This is a genomic window from Shewanella oncorhynchi, from assembly GCF_012584455.1.
Classification (GTDB): domain Bacteria; phylum Pseudomonadota; class Gammaproteobacteria; order Enterobacterales; family Shewanellaceae; genus Shewanella; species Shewanella oncorhynchi.
Genome location: NZ_JABAEB010000007.1, coordinates 81,662 through 107,385 on the forward strand (window position 1 = coordinate 81,662; position 25,724 = coordinate 107,385).

The 25,724-nt window shown below is 46.4% G+C and carries 14 protein-coding genes; 6 read left to right on the top strand and 8 right to left on the bottom strand.

Features of this window, described 5'->3' with window-relative positions; translation table 11 throughout:
* The first annotated feature begins 24 nt into the window (after positions 1 to 24).
* From HGO26_RS12780 to HGO26_RS12790, 3 genes are all read left to right on the top strand, one after another.
* Positions 25 to 1,680 carry a cation:proton antiporter family protein gene (locus tag HGO26_RS12780; RefSeq protein ID WP_168825563.1) on the top strand — a complete coding sequence of 552 codons (1,656 nt, stop codon included), beginning with the start codon at positions 25 to 27 and terminating at the stop codon, positions 1,678 to 1,680.
* Between the two features lie 295 nt (positions 1,681 to 1,975).
* Entirely contained in the window at positions 1,976 to 3,121 is a 1,146-nt protein-coding gene (gene galK / locus HGO26_RS12785; RefSeq protein WP_028761840.1) for a galactokinase, read from the top strand.
* A 190-nt stretch (positions 3,122 to 3,311) separates the two neighbouring features.
* Positions 3,312 to 4,346, top strand: coding sequence for an aldose epimerase family protein (locus HGO26_RS12790; protein ID WP_131524396.1), 1,035 nt, complete (start codon positions 3,312 to 3,314; stop codon positions 4,344 to 4,346).
* A 135-nt stretch (positions 4,347 to 4,481) separates the two neighbouring features.
* Here HGO26_RS12790 and HGO26_RS12795 read toward each other — a convergent pair whose 3' ends face one another.
* On the bottom strand, positions 4,482 to 4,886 hold the full coding sequence (locus HGO26_RS12795; protein ID WP_105251357.1) for a hypothetical protein: 405 nt from the start codon (positions 4,884 to 4,886) through the stop codon (positions 4,482 to 4,484).
* Positions 4,887 to 5,376: 490 nt separating this feature from the next.
* Positions 5,377 to 6,378 carry an NAD(P)H-quinone oxidoreductase gene (locus tag HGO26_RS12800; protein ID WP_168825565.1) on the bottom strand — a complete coding sequence of 334 codons (1,002 nt, stop codon included), beginning with the start codon at positions 6,376 to 6,378 and terminating at the stop codon, positions 5,377 to 5,379.
* Between the two features lie 486 nt (positions 6,379 to 6,864).
* Between HGO26_RS12800 and HGO26_RS12805 the strand changes: the two genes are divergently transcribed.
* A complete protein-coding gene (locus HGO26_RS12805; RefSeq protein WP_168825567.1) occupies positions 6,865 to 9,981 on the top strand; it encodes a M9 family metallopeptidase in 3,117 nt (1,038 codons plus the stop codon).
* A 158-nt stretch (positions 9,982 to 10,139) separates the two neighbouring features.
* Here HGO26_RS12805 and HGO26_RS12810 read toward each other — a convergent pair whose 3' ends face one another.
* The 4 genes from HGO26_RS12810 to HGO26_RS12825 all read right to left on the bottom strand — a co-directional run bounded on the left by HGO26_RS12810 (position 10,140) and on the right by HGO26_RS12825 (position 18,092).
* Positions 10,140 to 11,957, bottom strand: coding sequence for an SEL1-like repeat protein (locus HGO26_RS12810; RefSeq protein ID WP_168825569.1), 1,818 nt, complete (start codon positions 11,955 to 11,957; stop codon positions 10,140 to 10,142).
* A 197-nt stretch (positions 11,958 to 12,154) separates the two neighbouring features.
* Positions 12,155 to 15,226 carry an efflux RND transporter permease subunit gene (locus tag HGO26_RS12815; RefSeq protein ID WP_168825571.1) on the bottom strand — a complete coding sequence of 1,024 codons (3,072 nt, stop codon included), beginning with the start codon at positions 15,224 to 15,226 and terminating at the stop codon, positions 12,155 to 12,157.
* Complete coding sequence (locus tag HGO26_RS12820; protein ID WP_168825573.1) at positions 15,226 to 16,440, bottom strand: efflux RND transporter periplasmic adaptor subunit; 1,215 nt, start codon at positions 16,438 to 16,440, stop codon at positions 15,226 to 15,228. Before HGO26_RS12820 ends, HGO26_RS12815 begins: the two co-directional genes overlap by 1 nt.
* A gap of 296 nt (positions 16,441 to 16,736) precedes the next feature.
* Positions 16,737 to 18,092, bottom strand: a complete 1,356-nt coding sequence (locus tag HGO26_RS12825) for a protein kinase (protein ID WP_168825575.1) — start codon at positions 18,090 to 18,092, stop codon at positions 16,737 to 16,739.
* Positions 18,093 to 18,302: 210 nt separating this feature from the next.
* On the opposite strand from HGO26_RS12825, the gene HGO26_RS12830 reads away from it, so the two are divergent.
* Positions 18,303 to 19,736: a LysM peptidoglycan-binding domain-containing protein gene (locus tag HGO26_RS12830; RefSeq protein WP_168825577.1), complete on the top strand. Its 1,434-nt coding sequence runs from the start codon at positions 18,303 to 18,305 to the stop codon at positions 19,734 to 19,736.
* A 163-nt stretch (positions 19,737 to 19,899) separates the two neighbouring features.
* Here HGO26_RS12830 and HGO26_RS12835 read toward each other — a convergent pair whose 3' ends face one another.
* Both HGO26_RS12835 and HGO26_RS12840 read right to left on the bottom strand, forming a co-directional pair.
* Positions 19,900 to 21,021, bottom strand: coding sequence for a sterol desaturase family protein (locus tag HGO26_RS12835; RefSeq protein ID WP_168825579.1), 1,122 nt, complete (start codon positions 21,019 to 21,021; stop codon positions 19,900 to 19,902).
* A 232-nt stretch (positions 21,022 to 21,253) separates the two neighbouring features.
* Positions 21,254 to 22,624 carry a DUF4397 domain-containing protein gene (locus HGO26_RS12840; protein ID WP_168825581.1) on the bottom strand — a complete coding sequence of 457 codons (1,371 nt, stop codon included), beginning with the start codon at positions 22,622 to 22,624 and terminating at the stop codon, positions 21,254 to 21,256.
* Between the two features lie 372 nt (positions 22,625 to 22,996).
* On the opposite strand from HGO26_RS12840, the gene HGO26_RS12845 reads away from it, so the two are divergent.
* Positions 22,997 to 25,714 (top strand): DEAD/DEAH box helicase, encoded by a 2,718-nt coding sequence (locus HGO26_RS12845; protein ID WP_168825583.1) that lies wholly within the window; start codon positions 22,997 to 22,999, stop codon positions 25,712 to 25,714.
* The last annotated feature ends 10 nt before the right edge of the window (positions 25,715 to 25,724 follow it).

Below are 25,724 nucleotides of genomic sequence, written 5' to 3' on the forward strand. Positions count from 1 at the left end.
TTAGACTTTTTAGATTGGAGCATCATGGAACCAGGCATCCTCATTATTACACTCATCTGCGGCATGCTCGTCAGCCGTATAGGACTCCCTCCGCTCATCGGCTACTTAGTGGCAGGCTTTGTACTGTTCATCTTAGGAATAGATAAAGAAAGCCTGCCATTACTGCAAGAACTCGCCAGCCTAGGCGTCACTTTACTGTTATTCGCCATAGGGTTAAAACTCGATATTCGTAGCCTGTTCAAGGCCGAAGTATGGGCGGGTTCGAGTGTGCACTTAGTGCTCTCGATCGTGATTTTTGTGCCGATTCTAAAACTCTTCGGCTTACTGGGTTTAAGCCAACTCACGAGTCTGAACCTAGAACAACTGACGTTAATTGCCTTCGCATTAAGCTTCTCCAGCACCGTATTTGCGGTCAAAGTGTTAGAAGATAAAGGCGACGTGCAATCCCTCTACGGCCGGGTCGCTATTGGTATCTTGATTATGCAGGATATCTTCGCCGTACTGTTTTTAACCATTTCTAAAGGCGATGTACCTTCGGTATGGGCCTTTGCATTACTCTTACTGCCACTAGCTAAACCGCTCATCTATAAAGCGTTCGACCGTGTCGGCCACGGTGAACTCTTAGTCCTTTTCGGCCTAGTTATGGCACTCGTGGTTGGCGCTTGGTTATTTGAATCTGTTGGTTTAAAACCCGATCTCGGCGCACTGATTATCGGTATCTTGTTGGCGGGCCACAAAAAGTCCTCCGAGCTGGCAAAATCCCTGTTCTATTTTAAAGAACTCTTCCTCGTTGCCTTCTTCTTAACCATAGGGCTCAACGGCTTACCTACGGTATCGGATATCGTCCTCGCGGCGCTATTGGTGTTGTTAGTGCCACTCAAAATTCTGCTGTTTGTTTACATTCTTACCCGCTTTAAGCTGCGTTCGCGTACTTCTATGTTGGGCTCATTTAACCTAGGTAACTTCAGTGAATTCGGTTTAATCGTCGCCGCAGTAGCCACCTATAAAGGTTGGTTACCTCCTGAGTGGCTAGTGATCATCGCCGTGGCATTAAGCTTTAGTTTTTTACTCGCCGCGCCACTTAACGCCACCGTCGGTAATATCTACCAGCGATTCCAGCAGCGTTTAATCAAGCTCGAAAAACGCCCGTTACACCCAGAAGACAGACCCATCGCCATTGGCAATCCACGCTTTTTAATCTTAGGCATGGGCCGTATTGGTAGCGGTGCCTATGATGAACTCAGGGAACAATTTGATGGGGAAATTCTCGGTATTGAACACAAGCAAGACTTAGTCGACTTACATAAAACAAAGGGTCGCAATGTAGTGCAAGGTGACGCCTCAGATACCGATTTTTGGGAAAAACTCGACAGAGCACCTAATCTTGAACTGGTACTGCTAGCCATGCCGCACCACGCGGGAAATATGTTTGCAGTTGAGCAACTCAAAAAACTGAATTATCAAGGCAAAATCAGTGCAATTGTGCAGTACAGTGACGATGCTGCGGCGCTTCGAGAATCGGGTGTACACAGTGTGTACAACCTGTACGAAGCCGCAGGTGCCGGTTTTGTGGATCATGTTATTTACGAGCTATTGCAAAACTCGGAGAAAAACACAGTTCAAGCGGAAGATACTGTACAAGTGCCTGATCCTAAACTTAATGCGGAGCTACGTAGTTAAGTGCCTGCTAATGCTGCATTAAATTAAAACCACGCCATAACAGGTCGCACAAACGAGCAGTAACATCCTCTGCTAGTTTGTGCGGCATCCAACTAAATGCTGACTAATCTTTACAAATCAATTAACTAGATAAAACACTCAATACGCTATTTTGCCTCCTCATCCCAGTATCGATTTACTCATTGCAGCCTATCGCCATTTCAGCAAAAAATCTCAGTTACATCACTGACTCAGTCGTGATATAAATCGATGACGGTAACGAAATTAGCTCAGCTTTTTTGGAATTTTTTACAGCATGTCAAACCCTGCGCAACGCGCCACAAAGTTATTTGTCCAAACCTTTGGCACTAAAGCCGACGATTTATATCAAGCCCCTGGGCGCGTCAATCTGATCGGTGAATACACGGATTACAACGACGGTTTTGTACTCCCGGCAGCCATTAATTTTCATACAGTGATTGCGGTAAAACGCCGTGACGATACTAAGTTTCGAGCCGTCGCCGATGCGTTTCCCGGACAAATTAAAGAGTGGGTTTTCGGCCAAGAAAACGACATGGACCCGCAAGATGGCTGGGTGAATTACCTCAAAGGTTTTACTGCGGCTATGGCGCAAACTGGCTTATTAGCCAAGGGCTTAGACTTAGCCATTGTGGGCGATGTACCACTTGCCGCAGGTCTTTCATCTTCGGGCGCACTCGTTGTCGCCTTCGGTACAGCAATTAGTGATACCAGCCAACTGCATTTATCCCCAATGGCAGTGGCGCAACTCGCACAGCGCGGCGAACACAGGTATGTTGAGTCGGCCTGTGGCATCATGGATCAAATGTGCAGCGCCATGGGTGAGCAAGACCATGCACTCCTGATTGACTGCTTAGATCTCGATAGCGAAGCCATTCCCATTCCAGAAAACCTAAGCCTTATCATCATAGATGCCCATATCGAGAAACAACGCTTAGCCGCGACCAACGAACAACGTCGTACTGAGTGTGCACAAGCGGCAGAGTACTTTGGCTTAGATGCACTGCGTCACCTCGATTTACGCCAACTAGAAAGCGCAAAGGCCGATTTAGATGAAGTGTTATACCGCCGAGCGAAACACGTAGTCACTGAGAACCAAAGAACTCAAAATGCTGCTCGCGCCCTAGAGCAAAATAACATCCAAAAATTCAGTCGTTTAATGGCTGAATCCCATGCTTCACTGCGTGATGATTTTGAAGTCACACTGCCCGAATTTGATACTTTAGTTGAAATTGTCAGCCAAGTGATCGGCGAGCGTGGTGGCATCCGCATGACCGACGGCTGCGTGGTCGCCTTGGTCGACCATGAACTGACTGACGCTGTTGTTGCCGCCGTTGAACATGAATTCTTCGAAAAAACCGCCATCGATGCCACAGTGTATTTATGTTCCGCCAGCGCTGGCGCAGGGCGCATAGATAACTAGCCAGAACAGGCAATTTGCTAGAACAAGCACTTAGCCACACTTAAACCAAAGACAACCGAATAGAGTGACTACGCCGTCGATAACATACGAATTCATCACTGAACTTTATGCTGTTGATGACAAATAATAGGGTTAACATACTCATTTAACACAATAAGCAGTGAGCATATTCAACACAGAGGGAAGCTAAATGGTACGTTTCAGTGTTTTGGATCCTTGGACCGATCCCCGCGGCGGTGAAATCGAACGGGTTCGGATCGACAATGGCATACTCGCATTAGAAGTCATCAGCTTAGGCGGTATTATCCGCGCTCTGTGGACCCCAGATAAACACGGCGAACGTGCCAATATCGTCTTAGGTTGTGATAGCGCTGAAGATTACTTGACCCAATCGGCTCATTTAGGTGCCATTGCAGGCCGCTTTGCAAATCGCATCGCTAACGGCAAAATGCACTATCAAGGTCATGATTATCAATTAGATGTAAACCAAGCGACTAACTGTTTACACGGCGGCCGTGAAGGGTTTAATCGTAAAAACTGGCAACTAGGTCAACTCCCCGATGGTGTGCGTTTGACCTTAATGAGCCCAGATGGCGACATGGGTTTCCCCGGTAATTGCACAGTTCAGCTGGATTACCGCCTCGCAGGCAATAATTTGTACGTAGAAATCTTAGCCTCCGTCGATAAAGCCTGTCCCGTAAGCCTCACCCAACACAGTTATTTCAACCTCGATGGCACAGAGACCAATCATGAGCATCTGATGCAAATCGATGCCAAGCGCTATCTCACCATGAATGATGTCAGTGTTCCCACTGGGATTGCCGATACAACTGGGTCGATTTTCGATTTAAGTCAACCAATACGCTTAGGTGACAAGCTGCATGCCGCTGAACTCGCAAGCACTCGCGGTTATGATCACTGTTATATGATGAATAATCCCGATGGCTCACTCGCCCGTTTTGGCTGTTTAAGCAGCCCCATTAGCGGTCGTGCTATGACGGTTTATACTAATCAACCGAGTGTGCAGCTGTACTGTGCTAATTTTTTAAATGGCACAGTAGGTCGCAATCAACAGGTATTAAATCAACATCATGCTGTGTGTTTAGAGCCGCAGATGCTGCCAGACTCACCGAACCAAGGCGAGCGCTTTGGTGATGATGTTTGGTTAGTGCCAGGCAAGGTTTATCACCACATTAGCCGTTATCAGTTCGATGCCGATGCGTAGCCATTCGCAATAAAAAATTGAGAAAACGAGGGAAAGTGCGGTTTAGCAGAAGGAAATAAATAAAGCGATAAGGAATAAAATAAACACTACTTTATTCCTTACACTCACAGTGTTAGCCATTAGGCCGACACTGTGTTAATCATCAAAATCATCGCCCCAATCATCGTCAAAATCCACGCCAACGGCATCAGATTCGACTTCTGGTTCAACTTCAGGCTTCGCCTTACGTACAGGCGCAGTTTCCTTCACGTTGTTCAAGTCAATGCGAGCTTGATGTTTACTCATAAATTGAGATCTTGCCGCCTTCCATGCACCACCAAACTTAGCCTCAGCAGCTTTTAACGCAGCCTCATCTAAGTCGTATAGGTTCACTTTGACTATATCTTCCACATACTCAATGATCGCATCGCGATCGGTATTGTATAGGTAGATACGTCCTGGGGAGGCATCGGGCAGCTGGTTGTCATGGACGACAATCGCGTTGCCTTTCGATGTTCTCAGCTCACCATACCAAACCTGTTTCTTTGCTGTGTTATACATATATGCTAATACCCTTAAATCAACACATACACCATGAGTTTTTTAGCCTGAATAAGCGAAGCATCGCTTGCTTTGATCCACGAATAGCGCCTGAAAGTCTCTGACGTTTTCAACTGGGTATTTTTACAGAATATTTCCGATAATCAATGCCTCATACCATGAAATTTTCACTAATTACGTATTAATTTCTGCCAAAGTACCCAAAAAGTTTAATCATTAACGACTTTAGTCTAAAAAATCGACGCGGCAAGTTTTATTCCCAAGAAAAAGCAATCATATCTATGGTGTTTGATGAGTCATCAACGTTAACAATTCGAGGTTGCTGTAAAGTTAACCATCAAGGTTATCCATGAAGATTTAATTACAGCGCTACAAACTCATATTTACCGAACAATGACTAAGCCACTATGATGTCAGAATGTCTTCTAGATTGACTCGAATGGCAGCGACTTAAAGCAAATATGTCGCTGCAAAACCAAGTATGCCTAGCTCAAATGACAGTCAGTATGACTTTGCCCCTGTGCTCACCCGACTCCATCAAAGCATGGGCTTTAGCGGCCTGTGCTAATGGAAAGGTTGCAAAAATATTGGGGACAATTTTATGGGCGTTTAACAACGGCCAAACTTTCTCCAATAATTCAACGGCAATGGCGGCTTTGGCCTCCACGCTCTGCGGTCTTAGGGTCGACCCTGTCCACATGATACGTTTTGCCATCAGGCGGAAAATCTCAACCTCGGCCTTAGGCCCCCGTTGCATGGCTACCGACACCATACGCCCGTCCATCGCTAAGGCTTGTAAGTCGAGATTGATAAAATCACCACCCGCGATATCAAATACCACGTTTACGCCCTTATCTTGAGTGAGTGCCATCACAGGTTCAACAAAGTTTTGAGTACGATAGTTGATGACTTCAGCGGCGCCAAGGCTCAAGCAATAATCGCGTTTCTCATCCTGTCCCGTAGTCGCTATTACTTTTGAACCCAGTGCACTGGCCAACTGAATAGCCGTACTACCAATGCCACCTGAGCCACCGTGGATCAGTACCGTCTCGCCCGCTTTGAGTCCCGCACGCATAAACAGGTTACCCCATACGGTGAAGAAGGTTTCTGGCAGCGCAGCCGCCTGCACATAACTAAAGCCCGTCGGGATCGGCAAACAATGGGCCGCATAGGTCAGTGCATACTCGCCATAACCACCGCCCGGCACTAAGGCACATACCTTATCGCCAACTTGCCATTGGCTCACGCCGTCACCGAGGACACAAATATCCCCAGCAACCTCAAGACCAATAATCGGTGATGCACCCGGTGGCGGTGGATACGCGCCCACCCTTTGTTTAACATCGGGGCCATTCACTCCTGCTGCATGTACGCGGATCAACACTTGCCCCGCCGCAGGGACAGGCAAAGGCGAGCGCGATAGCCGCATCACCTCGGGCGCCCCAGGTTGCTCAACATGAATATGGGTGTACTCGCTTGGTAAAGCTGACATAAAAGCTCCTGTGAGAATGGCACCAACCTAATAGCAGATTGCTATGCTTAAACGGTTCGTTCGCTAAACCTTAATGCGGCTAAGCTAGCGCAATTTCAAGCCAAATAGCCACAGTTATTCCATTCTATATTCCATCACACTCAATCAAGCGGCTGACGTTAACCATTTGAACTGAAAGCTGAACCTAAGCTGAACCTAAGCTAAACCTAAGCTGAACCTAAGCTGAACCTAAGCTGAACCTAAGCTGAACCTAAGCTGAACCTAAGCTGAACAGAAAAGATGTATCAAAAAAATATTATGATAAATACTAGATATATTAAAAACTTACAGCCATTATTCTGAGGCATTATTTGCTGGCTGCGATGTTTGTCGCGCTATTGTTATCACGCAAATAATCCAATGAGGTTTGATGCAAGTCTGTGTTAAATGCATCAAATAACGCCCAAGGAAGATCTGCTTTGCAGACTAGATAACTACGGATACACAATGAAAAACACACTACTCTTCGCAGCAATTAGCTTAGCGATTGCAACTCCCGTTCTTGCCCATAACACTCATGCAAGCCCCCCATTAGGCAACAACACATCAAACAGTTCACCAGCTCAACCCGTCCCGCCACCGCCCTCTGCACCAATTAGCTTAATTGAATCACATAGACCGCTACTGCGGGAGACGCCATTGATGGCATCCCCCAATGATCCGACGATGACAGAGCAGCCTAAGATTCATTCACGCCAGAAACGTCAGATAGAGGTCTCGGAGCAACCCCCACTTAAGTTGCAAAATCGTAGCGCCGCGATGCAAGTCAGCGACTGCAGTGACTTTGTTGGGAAATCAGGTCAGGCACTAGTCAATGAACTGAGCCAATCGACACCCGAATGCGTCGGTAAGCTCTATAGCCTCAAAGGCAGTGCTGCGACCGCGCTATTTAGCGAGGCCAATGTGATCAGTGTGGCTAATGCCATTGCCGCTAAAACAAAGGACTACACTGGGGTCGATATTCAGCATCTGGAGTCCCATATTTACTTTATTCGTGCCGCCCTTTATGTGCAGTTTTACAGCCCAAATGATGTGCCCGCTTACAGCAATGCTGCTAAGGTCAGCTTAAAATCTGCCCTTAATGCTTTATTTGCGAACGCTGCGATTTGGACTGTCTCCGATGCTAATGCTGGCGTGTTGAAAGAAGCCTTAATCCTGATTGACTCAGCCGAGCTCGGCGCCGATTTCAATCATGTCACCATTAAAGTGCTTACGGACTATGATGCTAATTGGCAAGCCAGTTTCGCCATGAACGCCGCAGCCAACTCAGTGTTTACCACCTTATTCCGCGCTCAATGGAATGATGACATGCAGGCGCTGTTCGCGCGTGACCAAAGCATTTTAGATGCGCTGAATAACTTCCAACTCGAACATCGCGACTTGTTAGGCACCAATGCAGAGTACCTTTTGGTCAATTCAGTTAAAGAGTTGTCTAGGCTGTATTACATTGATGCCATGCGCCCGCGAGTGACCCAGCTGGTCAAAAACATCCTCAGCAACACCAGCAAAACCGAACCGAGCAAAGTGCTTTGGTACGCGGCGGCAGAAATGGCCGACTATTACGATCGCAGCCATTGTAATGATTACAATATCTGTGGTTTTAAGGCGCAGTTAGAGGCCGATGCCTTACCTTTCAACTGGAAATGCTCCGACAGCCTTAAGATCCGCGCCCAAGATCTCTATCAAGATCAAGCCAAATGGGCCTGTGATGTGCTGACCAGCCAAGAAAGTTATTTCCACAGTAAACTCGAAACGGGCATGCAACCTGTGGGGCAAGATAACAACGATGACTTAGAGCTAGTGATCTTCGGCAGTTCGTCTGAGTATAAATCCTTAGCCAACAGTATATTTGGTATCAGTACCGACAATGGCGGCATGTATTTAGAAGGCTCACCCGCCGGACTCAAAAATCAGGCACGTTTTATCGCCTATGAAGCCGAATGGCGCACGCCAGATTTCCACGTCTGGAACCTGCAACACGAATACGTACACTACCTCGATGGACGCTATAACCTGTTTGGTGACTTTAGTCGTGGCACTTCGGCCAATACCATTTGGTGGATTGAAGGCCTCGCAGAATACATCTCTTACCGTGACGCAAACCCTGCGGCAATTGCCATGGGCGAAACCGGTGAGTATATGTTATCGACCATCTTCAAAAACAACTATGAATCTGGCCAAGACCGCATCTATCGCTGGGGCTATCTGGCGGTGCGTTTCATGTTTGAACACCACAGGGACGATGTGAGACAGATTCTGGCATACCTACGCAACGATCAATATGCAGAATATCAAGCCTTTATGGATAATATCGGAACACGTTACGATAACGAATGGCAGGGTTGGCTCACCAGTGGTTTAAGCACGGCTGACGATGGCATAGTCGATAAGGGCCCGAGTGATGTCGACGCTGAGCCCAGTGGCCGCGAAGGCAACTGGACAGGACCAGCAGGCACAATCAGTAAGGATTACTCACCTTGCCAAGTGACTAATGAAGCCTACCGTTACACTGAATCGGCCAGCCTGAAAATTGATGTGCCGATGGAATGTATCGATTCAAAACTCGGCCGCGCCAGTTTCAGCTTCACCAATACCGATCGCACAGCCCAAGAGCTTTGGATCAAGATTGGCGGTGGTTGGGGAGATGCCGACATTTATTTCGATTCTAGAGGCTGGGCAAGCCCTGAGCAAAACCAAGGCGCTGGTATCGGTAATGGTAATTATCAAGTGATTAAGGTGCAGTTAAACCCCAACGAGTATTGGCACTACATTACCTTATCGGGGGACTTTGGCGGTGTTGATATGCAAGTCAGCACCACTGAGCTATTTGCTGATATCGACCCCGATCTGGGGGATGGCGGCGTGGATCCTGAGCCACCAGCCAATTGCGGCGCAGCGACCTTAGATTACGGTAAGCTCACCCTAGGCAAAAATGAGTGCATCAGTGGCGGGCGTAACAGCTTCTACTTCTGGGTTGAGGAAGATGATACCCAGTTCACTGTCACCACTAAGGGCGGCGCTGGGGATGCCAATATTTACTTCAATGCCAGTCAGTGGGCCGACGCAGATAATGCCGATGCAAAGAGCGCTCAAGCAGGAAATCAAGAATCGCTTAGCTTCAGCGCCAATCGTGGCTGGCGTTATATCACGATTGATACTGCCACTGAGTTTAGCGGCGTAACACTGACCTTTAGCACAGGCACGGGCAACACACCCGATCCGGTGCTCATTGCCAACGCCTGCGCGACGCAATCACCCTTAAGTTATGGTGAGCTCAGTGCTGGCAAAGCCATTTGCACCGCCGATGGGCGCAACGATTATTACCTTTGGGTACCAGAGGGAACGAATCAGCTAAGTATAAACTCCGCCCACGGCAGTGGTGATGTTAGCCTGTTTTCGGGGACGACTTGGGCGAATGCTCAACACTTCGATGCAGCCTCTGTGACACCCGCCAACACGCGGGAAAGTATCACAGTCAATGCACCAAACGTGGGTTGGTATTACATCACAGTGCAGAGTGAGCCCCAGAGTGCGGGAGTCGCACTGCAGGTTGATTTACGCTAGTTTGATGACTTGCATCGCTTAAGTAAGCAGTTTTAGCCATTACGCATAAATCAAGCATTTGAATAAATAGCAAAATCCCTGCTTCTGCAGGGATTTTTATTGAAGATAAGCTGAATAAGCGACACTGACGTCATAGAGTCTTTAGCGGCAATACGTTATTAGCGCATCCCTTCGAGCACTTGCACTCTCTCCTTGGCCCTTGCTGCATAGTCGTTTGAAAACCGATCTGCCATTTCAATGCTCTGCTGATAAAGCGTTAACGCTGCTTTTGCATCGGCCGGTCCACCCTCGCCTTTATCTAACAGGGTTGCGAACTGGAAGTAAGCATTGCCTAGAATATCCGCTTGCAAGCCTTGTTTGGCACCCAAGGTTGTCACTTTTTCTAACCAGTATCTCGCGTTAACCGTATCTCGATAGGGTTCCAATAACAGGATATTGGCAAGTTCAGCGGCGGCGTAAAGATCTCGCTCGGCGGCAATGATCCAAAACTCCTCGCTCTGCTCAAAATCCTCTTTAAAGTAGTAATAGGTTTCGGCAGCATCTCGCGCTAAATCAGGTTGAGCTTTAACGCTTTGGCGATAATTTTCCAATGCCGTTGTGGCATTAAAGTAAGGGGAGCAAGATAACACTTGATAAAACGCCATCAGACTTCTTGCCTCAGGCAACCCTTGGCCAACTAGCTGATTTAACTGCTGCCATGCTTGCGTTTCACGGACCTTATCCGCACCTGTATTAACCAAGCCACGCTCGATAACCGATAAAGGTAAACGGATTAACTCAAGCTTTGCCGCGTTATCGCCAAAACTCGCGGCGCGCTCCAGCCAATAGATCTTTTCATCGGCACGCCCCGCGTAACCCGCTTGATCTCGCATCCAATGCAGCGCCTCAATATCGCCAGCTTCAGCGGCTTCACGGTAATATTTCTGTGCCTTAATTTTATCCTTGGGTAAGGCGTGCCCAAGCTCATAGATACGTGCCAAGAAGCGCTTATCTTCGGCCTTGGTACTCTGAGCTAACGTCTTGATTTGAGATTCAGGTTTACCATAGGCATACAATTCCACATCACCGTTAGCATAAGTATATTGAGTACCATCGGGATAATTCACTTCAACCGTATCAGGCTGATACCAGACATTGACCTCATACTGCTCGGCAATCTGTGGATTAAAATTCACCCGCATCACAGCCTCATCACCGCGGCGAATCGCTTGAGTATAAGGACTAGCCCATAGGCTAGAAATTTGCTGCAAACTGCTTTTCAGCCTAGCCTCGAAGGGTTTGTCTTCCTTAGGAGAATGAATAAATACTGGATAGTAAACTGGCGCTAAAGATAAAGGCGTAGTCGCAAGCAACGAATTATCCGCCTCGCTACCCGCATGAATAGGATCGATATTAAGTTCATGACTTAAATAAAAATCATCGTGGGGTGACACTTGGGTCGGCAACGTCGTTTGGCTAGCAACTTGTGCCGCATCCACAACAGAAGTGCGCTGCAACTTAGCAAGGTATTGTTGTTTAAGTGCTTTAGCCCTTTGCCACAACGGATGGTTCGGCAGTATTGTCACATCGAGCATTAAATCCTCAAGCCGCCACTGACAATCGCCGCCACCGTTCAAAGCTAAGGGCAGCGAAAACTCACTCGCTTTGCTACCACTGCTAATCACTTGCCGCAGCACTGAGGTTTCTTCGAATGTCGCGCGGTAGGGATTAGCAATATCACCACTGGGAAAACGGATTTCCTTTCGAGTACAAACAGATGAGACGTAATAACCGACAAGTTCTAATTGCGTATTAGCAGGTAATACACCGACGAACTCGAAACGCGGACTGTCTACAGGTGCAGTCACTTGATCGACGGGCAACTCACTACGAAATAAAGAATCCCAAAAAGAGGCCATGACGGGAGAGGCAAACATCAATCCAGCCGAGCAAGCCAAATATAAAAAAGCCCTATGAAAGCAATGTAACAAACTCATAATGCCAGCTCTCCGTCGCTGATGAGGCAAATCCACTCGCACTTAAACACTCGCTTAAATACAAAAAAGATCATTAAGTTATCGAAAAAATTAAGCCAACGCGTTTAGCCGTTGGCTTAAATCATAACGTATTTACAGACAAGTTGAACCCATGCCTGTCAGCCTAGGGGCGATAAACCCAGCGCATAAAACTCAACTTAAGCACTTCGCAGTCTAGCAAGCACATCCTTGGCCTTCAATTCAGCCATAGCGACATAGGCCACAGGCACTACAAATAAAGAGAAGAAAGTGCCCGCTAACAGACCTCCGACTAAGACTAAACCTATGTTAGCTAACCCTAACGAGCCCGGCCCCGATGCCAAGGCTAAAGGAATCGCACTTAAAATCATGGTTAAAGACGTCATTAGAATCGGTCTTAAACGAGATTTGGCACTGCTTCGCGCCGCCTCAATCGCACTCAAACCTTGGTCTTGTTGCTTATTGGCAAACTCCACCAGCAAGATACCGTGTTTAGTCACTAGCCCCACTAAGGTTAATAAACCAATCTGCGAATAGATATTCACACTCTCGCCAAACAAGGCTAAGGTCAATAACGCACCGACAATACACAAGGGCACTGTCAGTAAGATAATTAAGGGATCGACAAAACTTTCGAACTGCGCAGCCAAAATCAAATAGATAAACACCAATGCCAGCAAGAATAGCGACTGAGTGCCCGCCTGCGAATCCATAAGATCCTTCACCACGCCATTGTATTTAAAACCTTGGGCATCATTAAGCAATGTAGGCAATTGTTCATCTAAGTAGGTTTTGATTTCATCAGTTGAATAGCCGGGCATAATATCTGCCGTCAATTCAGCACTATCAAGACCCATAAACGTCTTAATGTTAGATTCTGCCGTAGTCTGTTTAATCGACACAAATTGCGACAATGGCAGTGCTTGCCCAGATTCAGAAGTGACATACAGCTTATTCAACACTTTAAAATCACTCAGTTTGTCTAAGTTTACTTGCACTTGAATAGGATAAGTAAAACCATCGGTAGCATGTAAGTCCGCCGCCTTCACTGAGCCAAGAAAGGTAGAAAGTGCATTAGTGACATCACCATAACTCACACCAGAGAGGATAATGGCGTTGCGATCGATAGACAGATCGTAGCGTAGTTGATCCCTAAGCACTGAGTTGCCCACGTTATTCAGGCCAGGATAATCCTCGAGTAACTTTTGCACTTTGGCGGCGGTTTCGCTGAGTTCGTCCTTATTCCGATCTAAGGTCGTCAGCTCTAAACGCAAATTATTGGCAATATTGAGATTATTCGCTGAACGAATGCTAAACGACATGTTATAGGCAGAAACGTTTTCCTTTGATGTTGTAATCAAGTCGCTGATCACATCATCTATACCCTCACTGCGCTCACCCCAAGGTTTGAGTAGCACATGGTTCACTGGCTCTCCCTCGATATAGGACAAGTTAGCCCCTACCGCAGGATGCTCGTCCATCACACCATTAAGCTCAGCATTGTGATTGAGATGATACTGCCGACCGACACCGGTAGGGCCATTAGACGCCACATCGATAAAGCCAGAGTCCTCCGCAGGCAAGAGTATTTTGGGTAATTGCCAGTAAGCAATACCCGCAAGACCCACCAAAACCACAGCCACACCAAACATCAAGCGCTTGCGGAAAAACCACTTATTCAGCTCATTGATATACAAATGATTTAACTGCTGCAGCGCATTCTCGACTCGGCTAAACCATTTAGGGTGTTGCTCAGTGGTATTGATAAGATAAGCGCTCATCATAGGCGACAAAGTTAACGCCACCACGCCAGAGATCATCACGGCCGCTGCTAAGGTAAAGGAGAATTGCCGAAACAGATCGGCGGTTAAACCCGACATTAATCCGATCGGCAGATACACGGCGGCGAGCGTTAACGTCATGGCAATGATAGGGAAAATGATCTCCTGACAGCCTTTAATCGCCGCATTGAAAGGCGTTTCACCGTTTTCAATATGGCGATAGCAGTTCTCGACCACCACAATGGCATCGTCCACCACCAGGCCAATGGCCAAAATAATCGCCAGAATAGTCAACACATTGATACTAAATCCGAGCGCCGACATCACAGCAAACACCCCAATCACGCACACGGGAATGGTAATAATGGGGATCGATGCCGCCCGCAGGCTACCCAAAAATAACACCACAATCAGCGAAACTAAGATCACTGCTTCAATCAACGCAGAAAACCCTTCGTCGATGGAGGCTTCAATAAAATCAGCTTGGTTGTAGGCCAAGTTCATTTCTAAGCCTTGGGGTAAATGTTTTTGCATGCGTGCAATTTCGGCTTTAATGTTCGAAGCCACTGTCACTGGGTTAGCGTTGCTCAGCGGTAAAATCTGCAATGACATTGCACTATGTCCACCGATAGACAACATACTCGGCGACAGACTTTCCTCGCCCATCACCACATCGGCAACATCGGACACACGGATGATCTTACCCTCGCTGACCTTAATCACCAGATCCTTCACGTCTTCAAGCGTTTCAACTTGATTCAAAGGGTTAATCGAGAAATCCCGCGACTTACCTTTGATCGCACCCGAGGTAAAACTGGCATTGTAGGAGCCTAACGTGCCCACCACATCGGCAGCTTTAATATTCAACGCCTTCATTTGTTCAGGATTGAGCCAGACTCTGACCGCCTTTTGTGAGCCGCCATAGGGCCCCCAAACAGCACCAACGCCTTGAACTTGTTTGAGTTGCGGTACTAACTGCTGGCTAATGTAGTCGTACATAGCCTGCTTTTCCATGCCTCCCGCGTTCACAAAGGTGATGATATTACTGGCAGAATCTGTGGCCGAGGTATCGTCGGTGACTGTGGGCTTATCTATCATGCTCTGGGGGAAATCGTTAATCCCTTCGACGCTGCTACGCAACTTGTTCATTAAGTTGGTGTATTCAATATCGCTAGTGTCATCATTGAATTTAATCGTTAATGAGCAACGCCCCTCGCTACAGTCGGTCGACATAGTATCGACCTTATCTATGCCCGAAGCCGCAGCAATCAACTTATCGGCCACGTTGCTCGACATAAAATCGGCGCTCGCCCCTGCAATCGACGCATTCACAGATGCCGAGTGGGTGGTATGCTCAGGGAAGTATTGGATATCGAGTTTTTGAAAGGCAATCAAACCCAGTAACACAGCCATAATACTGAGTACGGAGGCGAAGATAGGATGACGAATACAGACTTCGGGTAAACGCATTATTCAGCCACCTCAATATTTGGAGTTGAGCCTGAATCAGCACCTTTGTCAGCGCTTGATGTTGCCGCTTTATCTGCAGTGTTTCTATCCTGCACGACTTTGATCTTGCTATCGGACTTGAGGTTTTGCATACCCGTTTTAACGACTAAATCGCCTTCGGCTAAACCTTCAGTCACGACGGCATAACCGTCATTCGTATTTTGAGCGAGTTTAACCACTTGCTTTACTACGCTATCGCCCTGCACTAGCCAGACAAAACGTTCATCGTTATTGGCAATAATCGAATTTTGCGGCACTAATAGACGTTTAATCCCTAGACTATAGAACTGCTTGATGTTGGCGAACATGCCAGGAGCAAGCTTAAACTCAGGGTTTTCAAGGGCGGCATGCACTTCAACCCGTCCTGAGCTTTCATCTACCGCAGGGGCAACATAGTTAACTAACCCTTTGAATACCTTATTACCATAGGCCTCAACAGTCACATTCACCTTTTGGCCCTTTTGCGCCTTGCCTAAATCCTTCTGACTAATGGCATAACGCACTTCGACCGGATTTAAACTATAGAGGGTGACTAAGGCCGTACCAGCACCAATTTGACTGCCGATAGACTGACTAAAGCTGGTCAACTGACCATCAAAGGGAGCCTTGATCAGGTAATCGTTCATGGTTGCTTGTTTCTGGCGAAAATCCGCATCGGCCAGATTCACATTTTCCCGTAGCTCATCCACATCTTGCTTAGCAAGCGCAAAGGGTTCTTTAATCAGTAAATCTTCGATACGCTCCAGCTTAGTTTTAGCCAGTGCTAAGGTGCTCTTGGCTTTGTCTAAATCAGCCTTGGCTTTAATGTTGTCCTGCTCGGCAATCACTTGGCCTTTAGTCACTTTGTCGCCGTTACTAAAATGAATCGCGCTAATTTTTTCGCTAGCATTAAAGTTCAGCGTGGCTGAATCGATAGCGTTGATTTTACCGACTTCATTCACTACATCGGCAAAGGATGTTTCTTTAACGGCCTCGACCGTCACAGGGATAATGTCGACCTTGTCCGCCGACATCACGGCCATAGGGGCTAAAGCGAAAACACTCGCCAGTAGAAACGGCAAAGGCGCGAATAAGGGCGCCTTTGGGAGATGATGGGGATGGCTTTTTAATGAAATATCGCATGCACTGCGTGCTCGTTCAGTTACTCTTTGTGTAAACAGTGTTCGTGTAAACATAGTATGCAAACCTATCGTTCTTACTATTCAACGGACATCCTATCCGACAACAGCAAACCGGATTGAACCCAAAACTAATACCAAGTCCCCCCAAAGTGCCTGTTTCAGCAATTTGAGGTTATTTGGGTATACAGCCTATAGGCTTAATCCCAGTCAGTGCCAGTAAAAACTCGGTTACACAACCAAACAAAACAATAACTTAACGATAAACTCAATAGTGAGCACTTAAATCACACAAACAACCATAAAATACAGCAAACTTGAAACAAGTGTAGAGCCAGCCTATTAGCAAGCCACTATTTACCTTTTAACAGGGCTCCGATGGCCTTTTTCACATCTGCAAAACAGGGGCGCTGAGCCACATCTAACTGCATGCACTCATCTTTAATCGCACTCAACTGTGTGTAGTACAGAGGGCCAATCGAGGCACTCACATAGGCAGATGCATCCACATAGGCCAATAGATCTTCAATCAAGCAACCAAGCGCTCGCACTTCAATAGCTTCTATCGCTAAGCGTTCTGCTGTCGATAGATTGCGTAAGTTTGATGCCGCACCAAAATCCCCAAACAATAAGCTCATCTGTTGATTAACCATAATATTATGGGCGTAGACATCACCATGGCTTACTTGTTTAGCATGCATGTGCGCCATCGCATCGGCCAACTGGTGTGTGATTTTGGCGACTTCATCAAGGCGAAATTCGCTACCTTCTTTAAAGGTATCGCGAGTGCAGGTGACAAGACTTGGTGGTAGCCCTAAGTTACTAAACCCTGGCGGAATAAGTTCCATCACTAAACCCAATTGATCTTTTTGGCTAATGTGCGCCACAACCTTAATAAGGCAGGGATGATCACCCGTTGTGAGACAGCAATCTAACTCGTCAGCGGGATAACCATCGCTCGTCACTTCACCCTTAAAGAGTTTTACCGCAATATGCGCCGACCCCGTCGCGGCTATCATGGCTTGATTCAACCAATCGCCTCGATAAATGACCCCAGAAGCCCCTTCGCCAAGCTTCTCAGCCAACTTGATATCACCCAGAGTCACATTCGCCACTGTGGCCACATCGGCATGGGGATCGACTAAGGTATGGCTGAATGGATTTCCCGCAAAGGCGAGCCAAGTCAGTTTGGGCAAACTGAGTAACCAAGCTGGCAGTGCGTGGAGTTGATTGGCCGATAAACGCACTAACTCTAAGTTGCGGCAATTGGCCATCGACTCGGGCAAGGTTGTTAAACGGTTACCCGCTAAAGCTAATTTTTGCAGACGATGTAAATCGCCCATGGCCGCAGGCAATGTCTCAATGAGGTTATCGGTTAGGATGAGCCAGCGGGTTTGCAGCGGTAATGCCGCAGCAGTCACTGTTTTGATTTGATTGGCCCTAAAGCCAATCATCTCTAAATTTGTGCAGCGCCCTAATGCCTCAGGCAAATGTTCAAAGCGATTATTCGAGGCGAAAATTATCTTTAAATGCGATAAGCGGTGTAAATCCTCGGGCAAAGTGCTCAGTTGATTATTCGATAAATCGAGGATTTCGAGGGTATCGGCTAAATCAAAAATCTCCCGCGGGAACTCGGTTAAATCCTCAACCAATTGTAAACGTGTAATCCCTTGTAACTGCCCTGCCCTTAACTGCGCTAACGTCTGCACTTTGCTACCCAAGTTAATGAAAAATCGCGGCTATGGTAGCGTATAAATCGACAAAGCTAAACGCAGGATCTGCAATCAAAGGGCGGCACAATCGGCCTTAAGACAACTTTGATACGATAGGTAAAACTTGGGGGAGCTATCCAGAAACTCGAAAACAGATTAGCATGTGCACCAATATGGAATGCCCAGTCAACTCATCACAGGACAATCATGCGGACACATTTTCGCCAAACGCACTCATTTACAGTGCTTATGCTTGCCATGCTAATGGCCCTACTGAGCGGTTGCGCTACAACATCAGCAAGCCCATCAACCACTGAATTCAATGCCACAGCAAGTGATGTCAGTAATGATAACGACCACTCGCCACAACAGCATCAAACACCACCCGCAGTGGTTGAGCAGTACAGCGATGTATGGGAAAAGATCCAACACGCCAATACCATTGACGTCCATGATGATGCCGAAGTACGTAAACAGCGTAACTTTTTCGATGATAAACAAAAATTTATGAATCAGGTTGGCGATCGCGCCGAGCCATTCTTGTATTACATAGTCAGCCAGCTCGAAGCGCGTAACATGCCATTAGAATTGGCGTTATTGCCCATAGTCGAAAGTGGCTATAACCCTTTAGCACAAGCTAACGGCCCCGCAGGACTGTGGCAAATGATCCCTGCTACTGGACGTAATTTTGGCTTAACAGTGAATTCTGCCTACGATGGCCGTAAAGATGCGCTGGCCTCAACCGATGCAGTGCTCGACTATCTACAGCACCTATACGACACCTTAGACAAAGACTGGATTAACGCCGTCGCCGCCTACAATACCGGTGAGCTAGTGATCAAAGCCGCCATTGATAAAAACAAAGCCAAGGGTAAACCTACGGACTTTTGGTCACTGGGTATCCCCGCTAAACGAGTACAAACAGTCCCTAAGTGGCTGGCATTTATTCAAATTATTCGAAATCCCAACCACTACGGTTTAAAAGTACCCCCTATTGCTAACCGCCCTTTCTTGGAAAGAGTGCCAGCACCTAATGGCGTAGATATTGGCCAGATTGCTAATGCAGCAGGGCTCAGCAAAGCAGAATTTAAAACCTATAACCCAGGCTTTCGCCAAGGTGTAATCCCCAGCAAAGGCAAATATCAAATCGCTTTACCGCTGGAAAACATAGGTCATTATCAGGAAAATCAGGACAAGCTCTACGCTCAAAAACGCTATGACAGCCAAAGCTATATCGTCAAATCTGGCGACAGCCTAGGCACAATCGCAGCCAAGTTTGATATGTCAGTGAAAGCATTAAAACAGGCCAACAATCTGACATCTGACCGCCTAAAAATCGGCCAAGAGCTCACACTGTTAACGCCAATGGCGGGCAATGATAATGAGCCTGAACCCACTAAAACCAAGGCGAAGACAGATAAAAAAGTGAGCAATAAGTCGTCGACCAAAGCTAAAGCGACTACCTCAACATCGGCCGATAAACCTGCTGTAAAAGCGACCACTTACAAGGTGAAATCTGGTGATTCGCTGGATAAAATCGCCCGTAAGAATAAGGTTAAACTGGCTGACTTAATGAAGTGGAACCAGCTCAATGGCAAAAGCATTATTAAGCCAGGCCAAGAACTGAAAATTTCCGAATAACGATTGTAGTTTGAACGGCAAAAAGCCCAACAAAGCGCTGTGTTGGGCTTGTTTCTATCCCAATATCAGAGTTAACCGCCACAGTTCAGCGTTACTGCTCAGTTGACCTAATCAATACTCCCAGACAATCATTCCAAAACAAACCACTCCAATTGCAGCGCCATTATTTTGTGTCTTTCTTCGCTAAACCAAGGGGATACAATTGCTGCTTAAACATGCCAACAGGCATGTAATCGCCCACGACACCATATTGCTCTGGCCACTCTTTCTGGCCTCGAACTGCAGTCCCAAATAGGTAATCTAAAAAAGAAAAATGGGCAGCATAGTTACGGTCGATTGCCGCCTTATCGGAAGCATGGTGCCAATGGTGGAATTGCGGACTGACAATTAAGTAACGTAGCCAGCCAAAGTTAACCTGCACATTGGCATGATTAAAGACCGCCTGCACGCCAACGATAATCACATAAATACTGATGATGTCTTTGGAGAATCCCAAGATAAAAATCGGCGTGAGCACTAAACAACGGGTAGCAATCAACTCAAACATATGTTGCCTTGAACCAGCCAACCAATCTAAATGTTTCGCGCTATGGTGCACCGAATGGAAGCGCCACAGGAAAGGAATTTCATGGTAGGCACGGTGCGCCGCATATTGCATTAAATCGGCGACCAATAAAATCAACAACAGTTGCAACGCAAAGGGAAGATCCGCGATAAAGCTTTGCACTGTGCTGGAAATAGCCCAAGAAAAGGTCGACTGCACAAATTGGTTTGCCACCAATAATACAAATCCAATCGCTAAGTGATTCACCAAAAAATGGTTTAAATCCCCTTGCCACTCGGATCTCAATATTGCTTGTTCTGGTTTATGGGGTAGCCATTTCTCGATAAAAATGAAAATTAAGGTTGAGCCTAATAAGTCTAAAATAAACCAATCTAAACCCAGTGAGACCTTATGATTAGCAAAAGGCTCGACCTCAACTTGATGACCACCAAAGGCAATCGCTAAACTCACAAATACCCAAGCCACAAAGCCGAAACGCTTATTTTTATTTCGAATAAAATTCAATAAACCTAAACTGCCCGACACCACTAAGGCGACAAATATTAAGCTGCGAATAACATCGACATTATAGCTTTGGCGTAATTCAGGAGTGGTGAGATATTCGGGAAAATGAAACGCCAATACGCCCAGAAACGATAATATCGCTAACATACACGCTATACTACCGCTAATACTGCCTTCACCAATTTGGAAATGGCCGTCTTTAAATCCTTTATTCATCACAGTGAACTCCTTTTCCTATGTTGCTCGCGTTATTCACATCACAGCAATGCTCGGCTTAATTTTTGCCGATCAGCCTACATTAACCCCGCAGCCACAATCAATAAAAAGTGAATGCTAAGACAATAATGCTCAATCTACTAAGCCCACTAAAACGAGCACACAAAAACAGCCAAAAAAAGCGCTACCTAAGTAGCGCTGTTTTATTAGAGCCGTTCACTCACCTTAGCGGTTAGATCTTAATCAAGTTATAACCAAAGCTAGTAGAAGGATCTTTATTCAGCACCATAGTCACATTATCTTCATTGCTGAAATCCATTAAATCGGATGCATAGACAACGGTTTTAGTACCGTTTTCCACAGCGATAACCTTAATAGAATATTCGCCAGCTGGCACAGTCACTGACTGAGGGCTCGCAGGATTGACTGCGGTGATCTTATTTACAGCCGTTTCAATCGTGTCATTTGCCTTTAAGAAATACACGGTTAGATTGCTTTTATCGGCAAAACTCACAATGTCGAACTTAAAGCTATAGGGACTTGGCGTCTGAGTTTGCTTCATCTCCATCGCCTTCACTTGGCTGCCCTGCTCGGTCGTTTGCTCATAGATGAAGATGGTTTTAATGTCATCTTGGTTAAGGGTGATCAACACGTTATCGAGCAATTTATTTTGCGTACCGTGGTCGAACACACTCACACCAAAATCATTAAACTCAGCACCTTGATAGCTAGTCACCCCAAAAGATGGCACTTCGCTAAACAGAGTATCTTGCTTACTGCTAGCCACTTTCACATCGATAATGTGCGAACCTAAACCGTTAAAGACGCGATAATCGACACTCGCTTCTAATGCTACATGATTGCGAACATTGGTGGTTGAATCGACACTGTCCAAGGTGATTTTTGAATCCGAAGCACCAAAACCTTCACGGATGATCAGCTTATAAGGCACCTTAGAACTGAATTTAATGTTCGCAGTTGTATAAGAAACATTGGTTGTTCCCGCTGGTGCGAGGTAAACCTTATATTCACCCGTATCCATCACTTGTGGCTGCGACACTTCACCGTAGGCCACACTGCCTAACATCACGGCATCGGCAAAGGTTTGGGTCGACTTAGAAACATAAGCGTCAAAGGCTTGGGCATGTACAGCAGTATTGGCAATCAAGAGCTGCATTTTACTGTTTTCAGCCACTTCGTTGAGCTTATCGAGTTCAGTGCGAGAATAGTTGATATTAAGTAATTTAGGTTCGGTAAAATCACCATGTAATACAAAGAAATGGTCCGTTGCAACTTTCAAATCGATATTTTCTTTATAAATAGAGATATCTTTATCAGAGGCATCCTTAGCCATCACTTCAATCGCAGTTACGCCAGCCGTCGACGTAAATCGCGGCATAGTGTCCCCATAGATCACACTTTCATAGGTTTTATCGGCAACTTTGAGTGCAGTAGCAGTGCTTCCAGCTGAAGCATTATAAAATTGCACATAGGTGGCATTTTGATCTGTGCCCTCTTCATTATTATCATCTGAGCCACATGCCGTTACCGCTAAACAGGCAACAGCCACCGCAGCGAATCCCTTTAGCTTACTTTTTATCATTGTTTCCCTCATTAGCAGACAAAAATTCAGTTCAATCTACGCAGTTATACAATGACAACAATGGCAATTTCCACTAAAAACAAAAACAAATATTTTACAAACTCAAACACTTAACAAACATTTCAATAACACAGAAAAAAGTGATACAAACCACACTTTTCAGGCCCTTAATTGATACAAATGCGGCTGCTGATACTTTTGCTCGCCTCTCAAAAATTCTGCTCCAGTGGAAAATGGCTGATCTATCGAACACCTCTCTTTTAGGCTTATAGCGACTATGGATAAACTATCCTCAGACGGTACAAACCTTGTTCGACTAATGCGATTAGGTTACTCTCGCATCGCCAATTAAGCCTTTGGGATGGATAGGATTTGCAAGGGATTCTCAACTACTACAAACAATGTTTTCAACACGATAGTGCCGAAATCAATCTCTGGTCTAGCCACAAGCTTGCCGAGCAAGATCAGCTATTACTCCAACATGAAGACGAGTTAAGCAGTGGCTTCCTACCCCGCTTGCCAGTACCATTTGCTCCCGCCAGTGCATTACTAGCACGTAGCGCTTTGTATTTACGCGAAAAGGTATTATTGCACTGCTGTCTGTTTTTCTGCGGCACAGTCGACCTTAATGGCGAAAAACGTAAAGTCGTGACGCCACTGCTGTACCGCGAATGCCAATTACAGGCTGACGGCGATAATCTCTACCTAGAGAGCAATAACACTCTAGCTGGCCAAGGGCCATTCACTATCAATGAAGCTCTATTAGAAAAATTAGTCGTTGAAGGACATAGCCTAAGCCAAGATTTACGCGATAATCCAACGGATGTCAGTGGCTGGATATCTTGGCTGCGGGCGGGCCAAGCCGATGTTGATACCAGTCATTTATTGCATTTTCCCAAGCTGATCGATGAGGCTGAATTCACTAGCTTATGCCGTAAACGTGGGCAGTTTCTTGTCAGTCGAAGCCAAATCATTTTGGCAGAACGTTCGATCGCGAGTCGGGGCATTTTGCACGAACTCGACAAACTAATGACAGCGCCTGAACCATCAGCACCGCTTAAAGCGCTATTCGCAGAAACACAACAAACAACATCAATCAGCGCCAGTGAAGACACACAAGAGGCTTATCTTCCTGGGCTGTTAAGCCGCGCGCAAATTCAGGCCTTAAAGATTGCGGCCAATCATACTTTGGGGCAGATCTCAGGCCCACCGGGAACAGGTAAGAGTTACACCATAGCCACAGTGGCAGCAGAGCAGGTATTAAGGGGAAAATCGGTACTTATCGTCGCCCACACCGATGTAGCTGTTGATGTGATTGCCGATAAATTGCAACAACAATTCCAGCTAGGGAGCAGCCTTATTCGAGCAGGCTCGCCGCAGTTTATAAAAGTCCTTAAAAACCAGATTGATGAAATGCTCCATGGTCAGCACCCTGCATCAAATGAAGCCGTCTCGCATAGGTTGCTACTCAATGCAAAACAACAACTTAATACTGTGACTCGTCAGCAAGTCAAGATGGAAGCGGGCTTTATACGTCATTGCCGCCATGCCATACGTCGCGGCCAAAAACTGGCGACCTTACAACAAGGACAATCCCGTTGGCGCTTAGGATTTTACAACTGGGCTTACCATGCAGGTATAAAAAGGTTTGCCCAGCAATGGAATGAACTCGATAAATTAACGGCCCTCATCGCGCAAAAAGAAGACTTAAGCCTCAAATACTTACAATTGGCCACTCACTATCGATTAAACCAATTACTCAAAAATAAGCGCAGTACATTGGTGAGTTTTGCCAGTGCGTTACGCGCTCGCCAGTCCGCTAAGCAACTCGACGGCTTCTACAAGACGGATTTTGATGCCTTAAAACAAACCTTTCCCATTTGGTTATCTAGCCTTGCCAGCTTGCATAAAGTGCTGCCCATGGAGCAGCAAATGTTTGACTTAGTGATTATTGATGAAGCCACTCAAGCCAATATTGCCGCATGTTTACCGGCCTTGCAGCGAGCAAAGGCGGCACTGGTGGTGGGAGATAGCAAACAACTGCGCCATTTCTCTTTTTTATCCCGCGCAAAACAAACTCAAATCCAGACCCAACTCGGACTCGCCCCGGATTGCCGCGGCCTAATGAGCTACCGTGATGCCAGTATGCTCGACTTAGCGTCACAATCCCTCGCAAGCCAATCCCAAGTGGTATTTTTAAATGAGCATTTTCGGAGTAAACCTGAGCTGATCCAATTTAGTAATCAGCAGTTTTATCAAGGCATGCTGAAGATTATGCAGCACAGACCTTGCACAAGTTCAGGGCACTTACACAGAGTCCACGTTACTGGCAGCCGTGATAGTAAGGGAATTAACGCCATAGAAGCGGAAGCATTAATTCAAAAGTTAGCTCAACTGATTGATGAACAAGAAAATGTATTAGTGCCTTCCAGCATTGGTGTACTCTCCTGTTTTCGCAATCAGACGGAGTATTTATCCCAGCAAATCCTCACGCGCTTTAGCGCACAACAACTCGAGCGTCACCAATTACGGATTGCCACGCCCTTTGGTTTTCAAGGGGAAGAGCGCGATATTATGCTGCTATCGTTTAGCATTACGGCCAACGACAGCCGCGCCGCTGTGTATTTAAATCGAGCCGATATGTTCAATGTCGCGATCACCCGCGCTAAACAAATGCAATGGCTATTTTTATCGGTACAAGCGCATGAACTCCCCAACAATAATTTACTGGCAACTTACTTAGCATCGGCGGGCCAATTTCAAGCGGCGCACAATTATGTCGATGCCCTCGATACCTTCGGCCAATCTGTGGCACTCGCGATTGAAGAAAAAGGCATAACTGTCTGGCGCGCCTACCATATGGCAGGGCTAGAACTGGATATTTTATGTCGCTATGGTAACCAATATTTAGCAATAGATTTAATCGGTTACCCAGGACCTTGGGCGGACTTTTTCGATATTGAACTGTATAAACTCTTACAGCGCGCGGGCATTAAACTTATCCCCGTCAGCTACGGGCTATGGTGCCAACAGCGAGAACTTTGTATCCAACATATTTGCCAGCAATTGGGTATTACCCAAACAAGTTAATGCAGTAAAT

Excerpts from the sequence above, each read along its gene's own strand:
- HGO26_RS12780 (WP_168825563.1), top strand. The coding sequence starts at position 25 with ATGGAACCAGGCATCCTCATTATTACACTCATCTGCGGCATGCTCGTC.
- galK (WP_028761840.1), top strand. The coding sequence starts at position 1,976 with ATGTCAAACCCTGCGCAACGCGCCACAAAGTTATTTGTCCAAACCTTT.
- HGO26_RS12790 (WP_131524396.1), top strand. The coding sequence starts at position 3,312 with ATGGTACGTTTCAGTGTTTTGGATCCTTGGACCGATCCCCGCGGCGGT.
- HGO26_RS12795 (WP_105251357.1), bottom strand. The coding sequence starts at position 4,886 with ATGTATAACACAGCAAAGAAACAGGTTTGGTATGGTGAGCTGAGAACA.
- HGO26_RS12800 (WP_168825565.1), bottom strand. The coding sequence starts at position 6,378 with ATGTCAGCTTTACCAAGCGAGTACACCCATATTCATGTTGAGCAACCT.
- HGO26_RS12805 (WP_168825567.1), top strand. The coding sequence starts at position 6,865 with ATGAAAAACACACTACTCTTCGCAGCAATTAGCTTAGCGATTGCAACT.
- HGO26_RS12810 (WP_168825569.1), bottom strand. The coding sequence starts at position 11,957 with ATGAGTTTGTTACATTGCTTTCATAGGGCTTTTTTATATTTGGCTTGC.
- HGO26_RS12815 (WP_168825571.1), bottom strand. The coding sequence starts at position 15,226 with ATGCGTTTACCCGAAGTCTGTATTCGTCATCCTATCTTCGCCTCCGTA.
- HGO26_RS12820 (WP_168825573.1), bottom strand. The coding sequence starts at position 16,440 with ATGTTTACACGAACACTGTTTACACAAAGAGTAACTGAACGAGCACGC.
- HGO26_RS12830 (WP_168825577.1), top strand. The coding sequence starts at position 18,303 with ATGCGGACACATTTTCGCCAAACGCACTCATTTACAGTGCTTATGCTT.
- HGO26_RS12835 (WP_168825579.1), bottom strand. The coding sequence starts at position 21,021 with ATGAATAAAGGATTTAAAGACGGCCATTTCCAAATTGGTGAAGGCAGT.
- HGO26_RS12840 (WP_168825581.1), bottom strand. The coding sequence starts at position 22,624 with ATGATAAAAAGTAAGCTAAAGGGATTCGCTGCGGTGGCTGTTGCCTGT.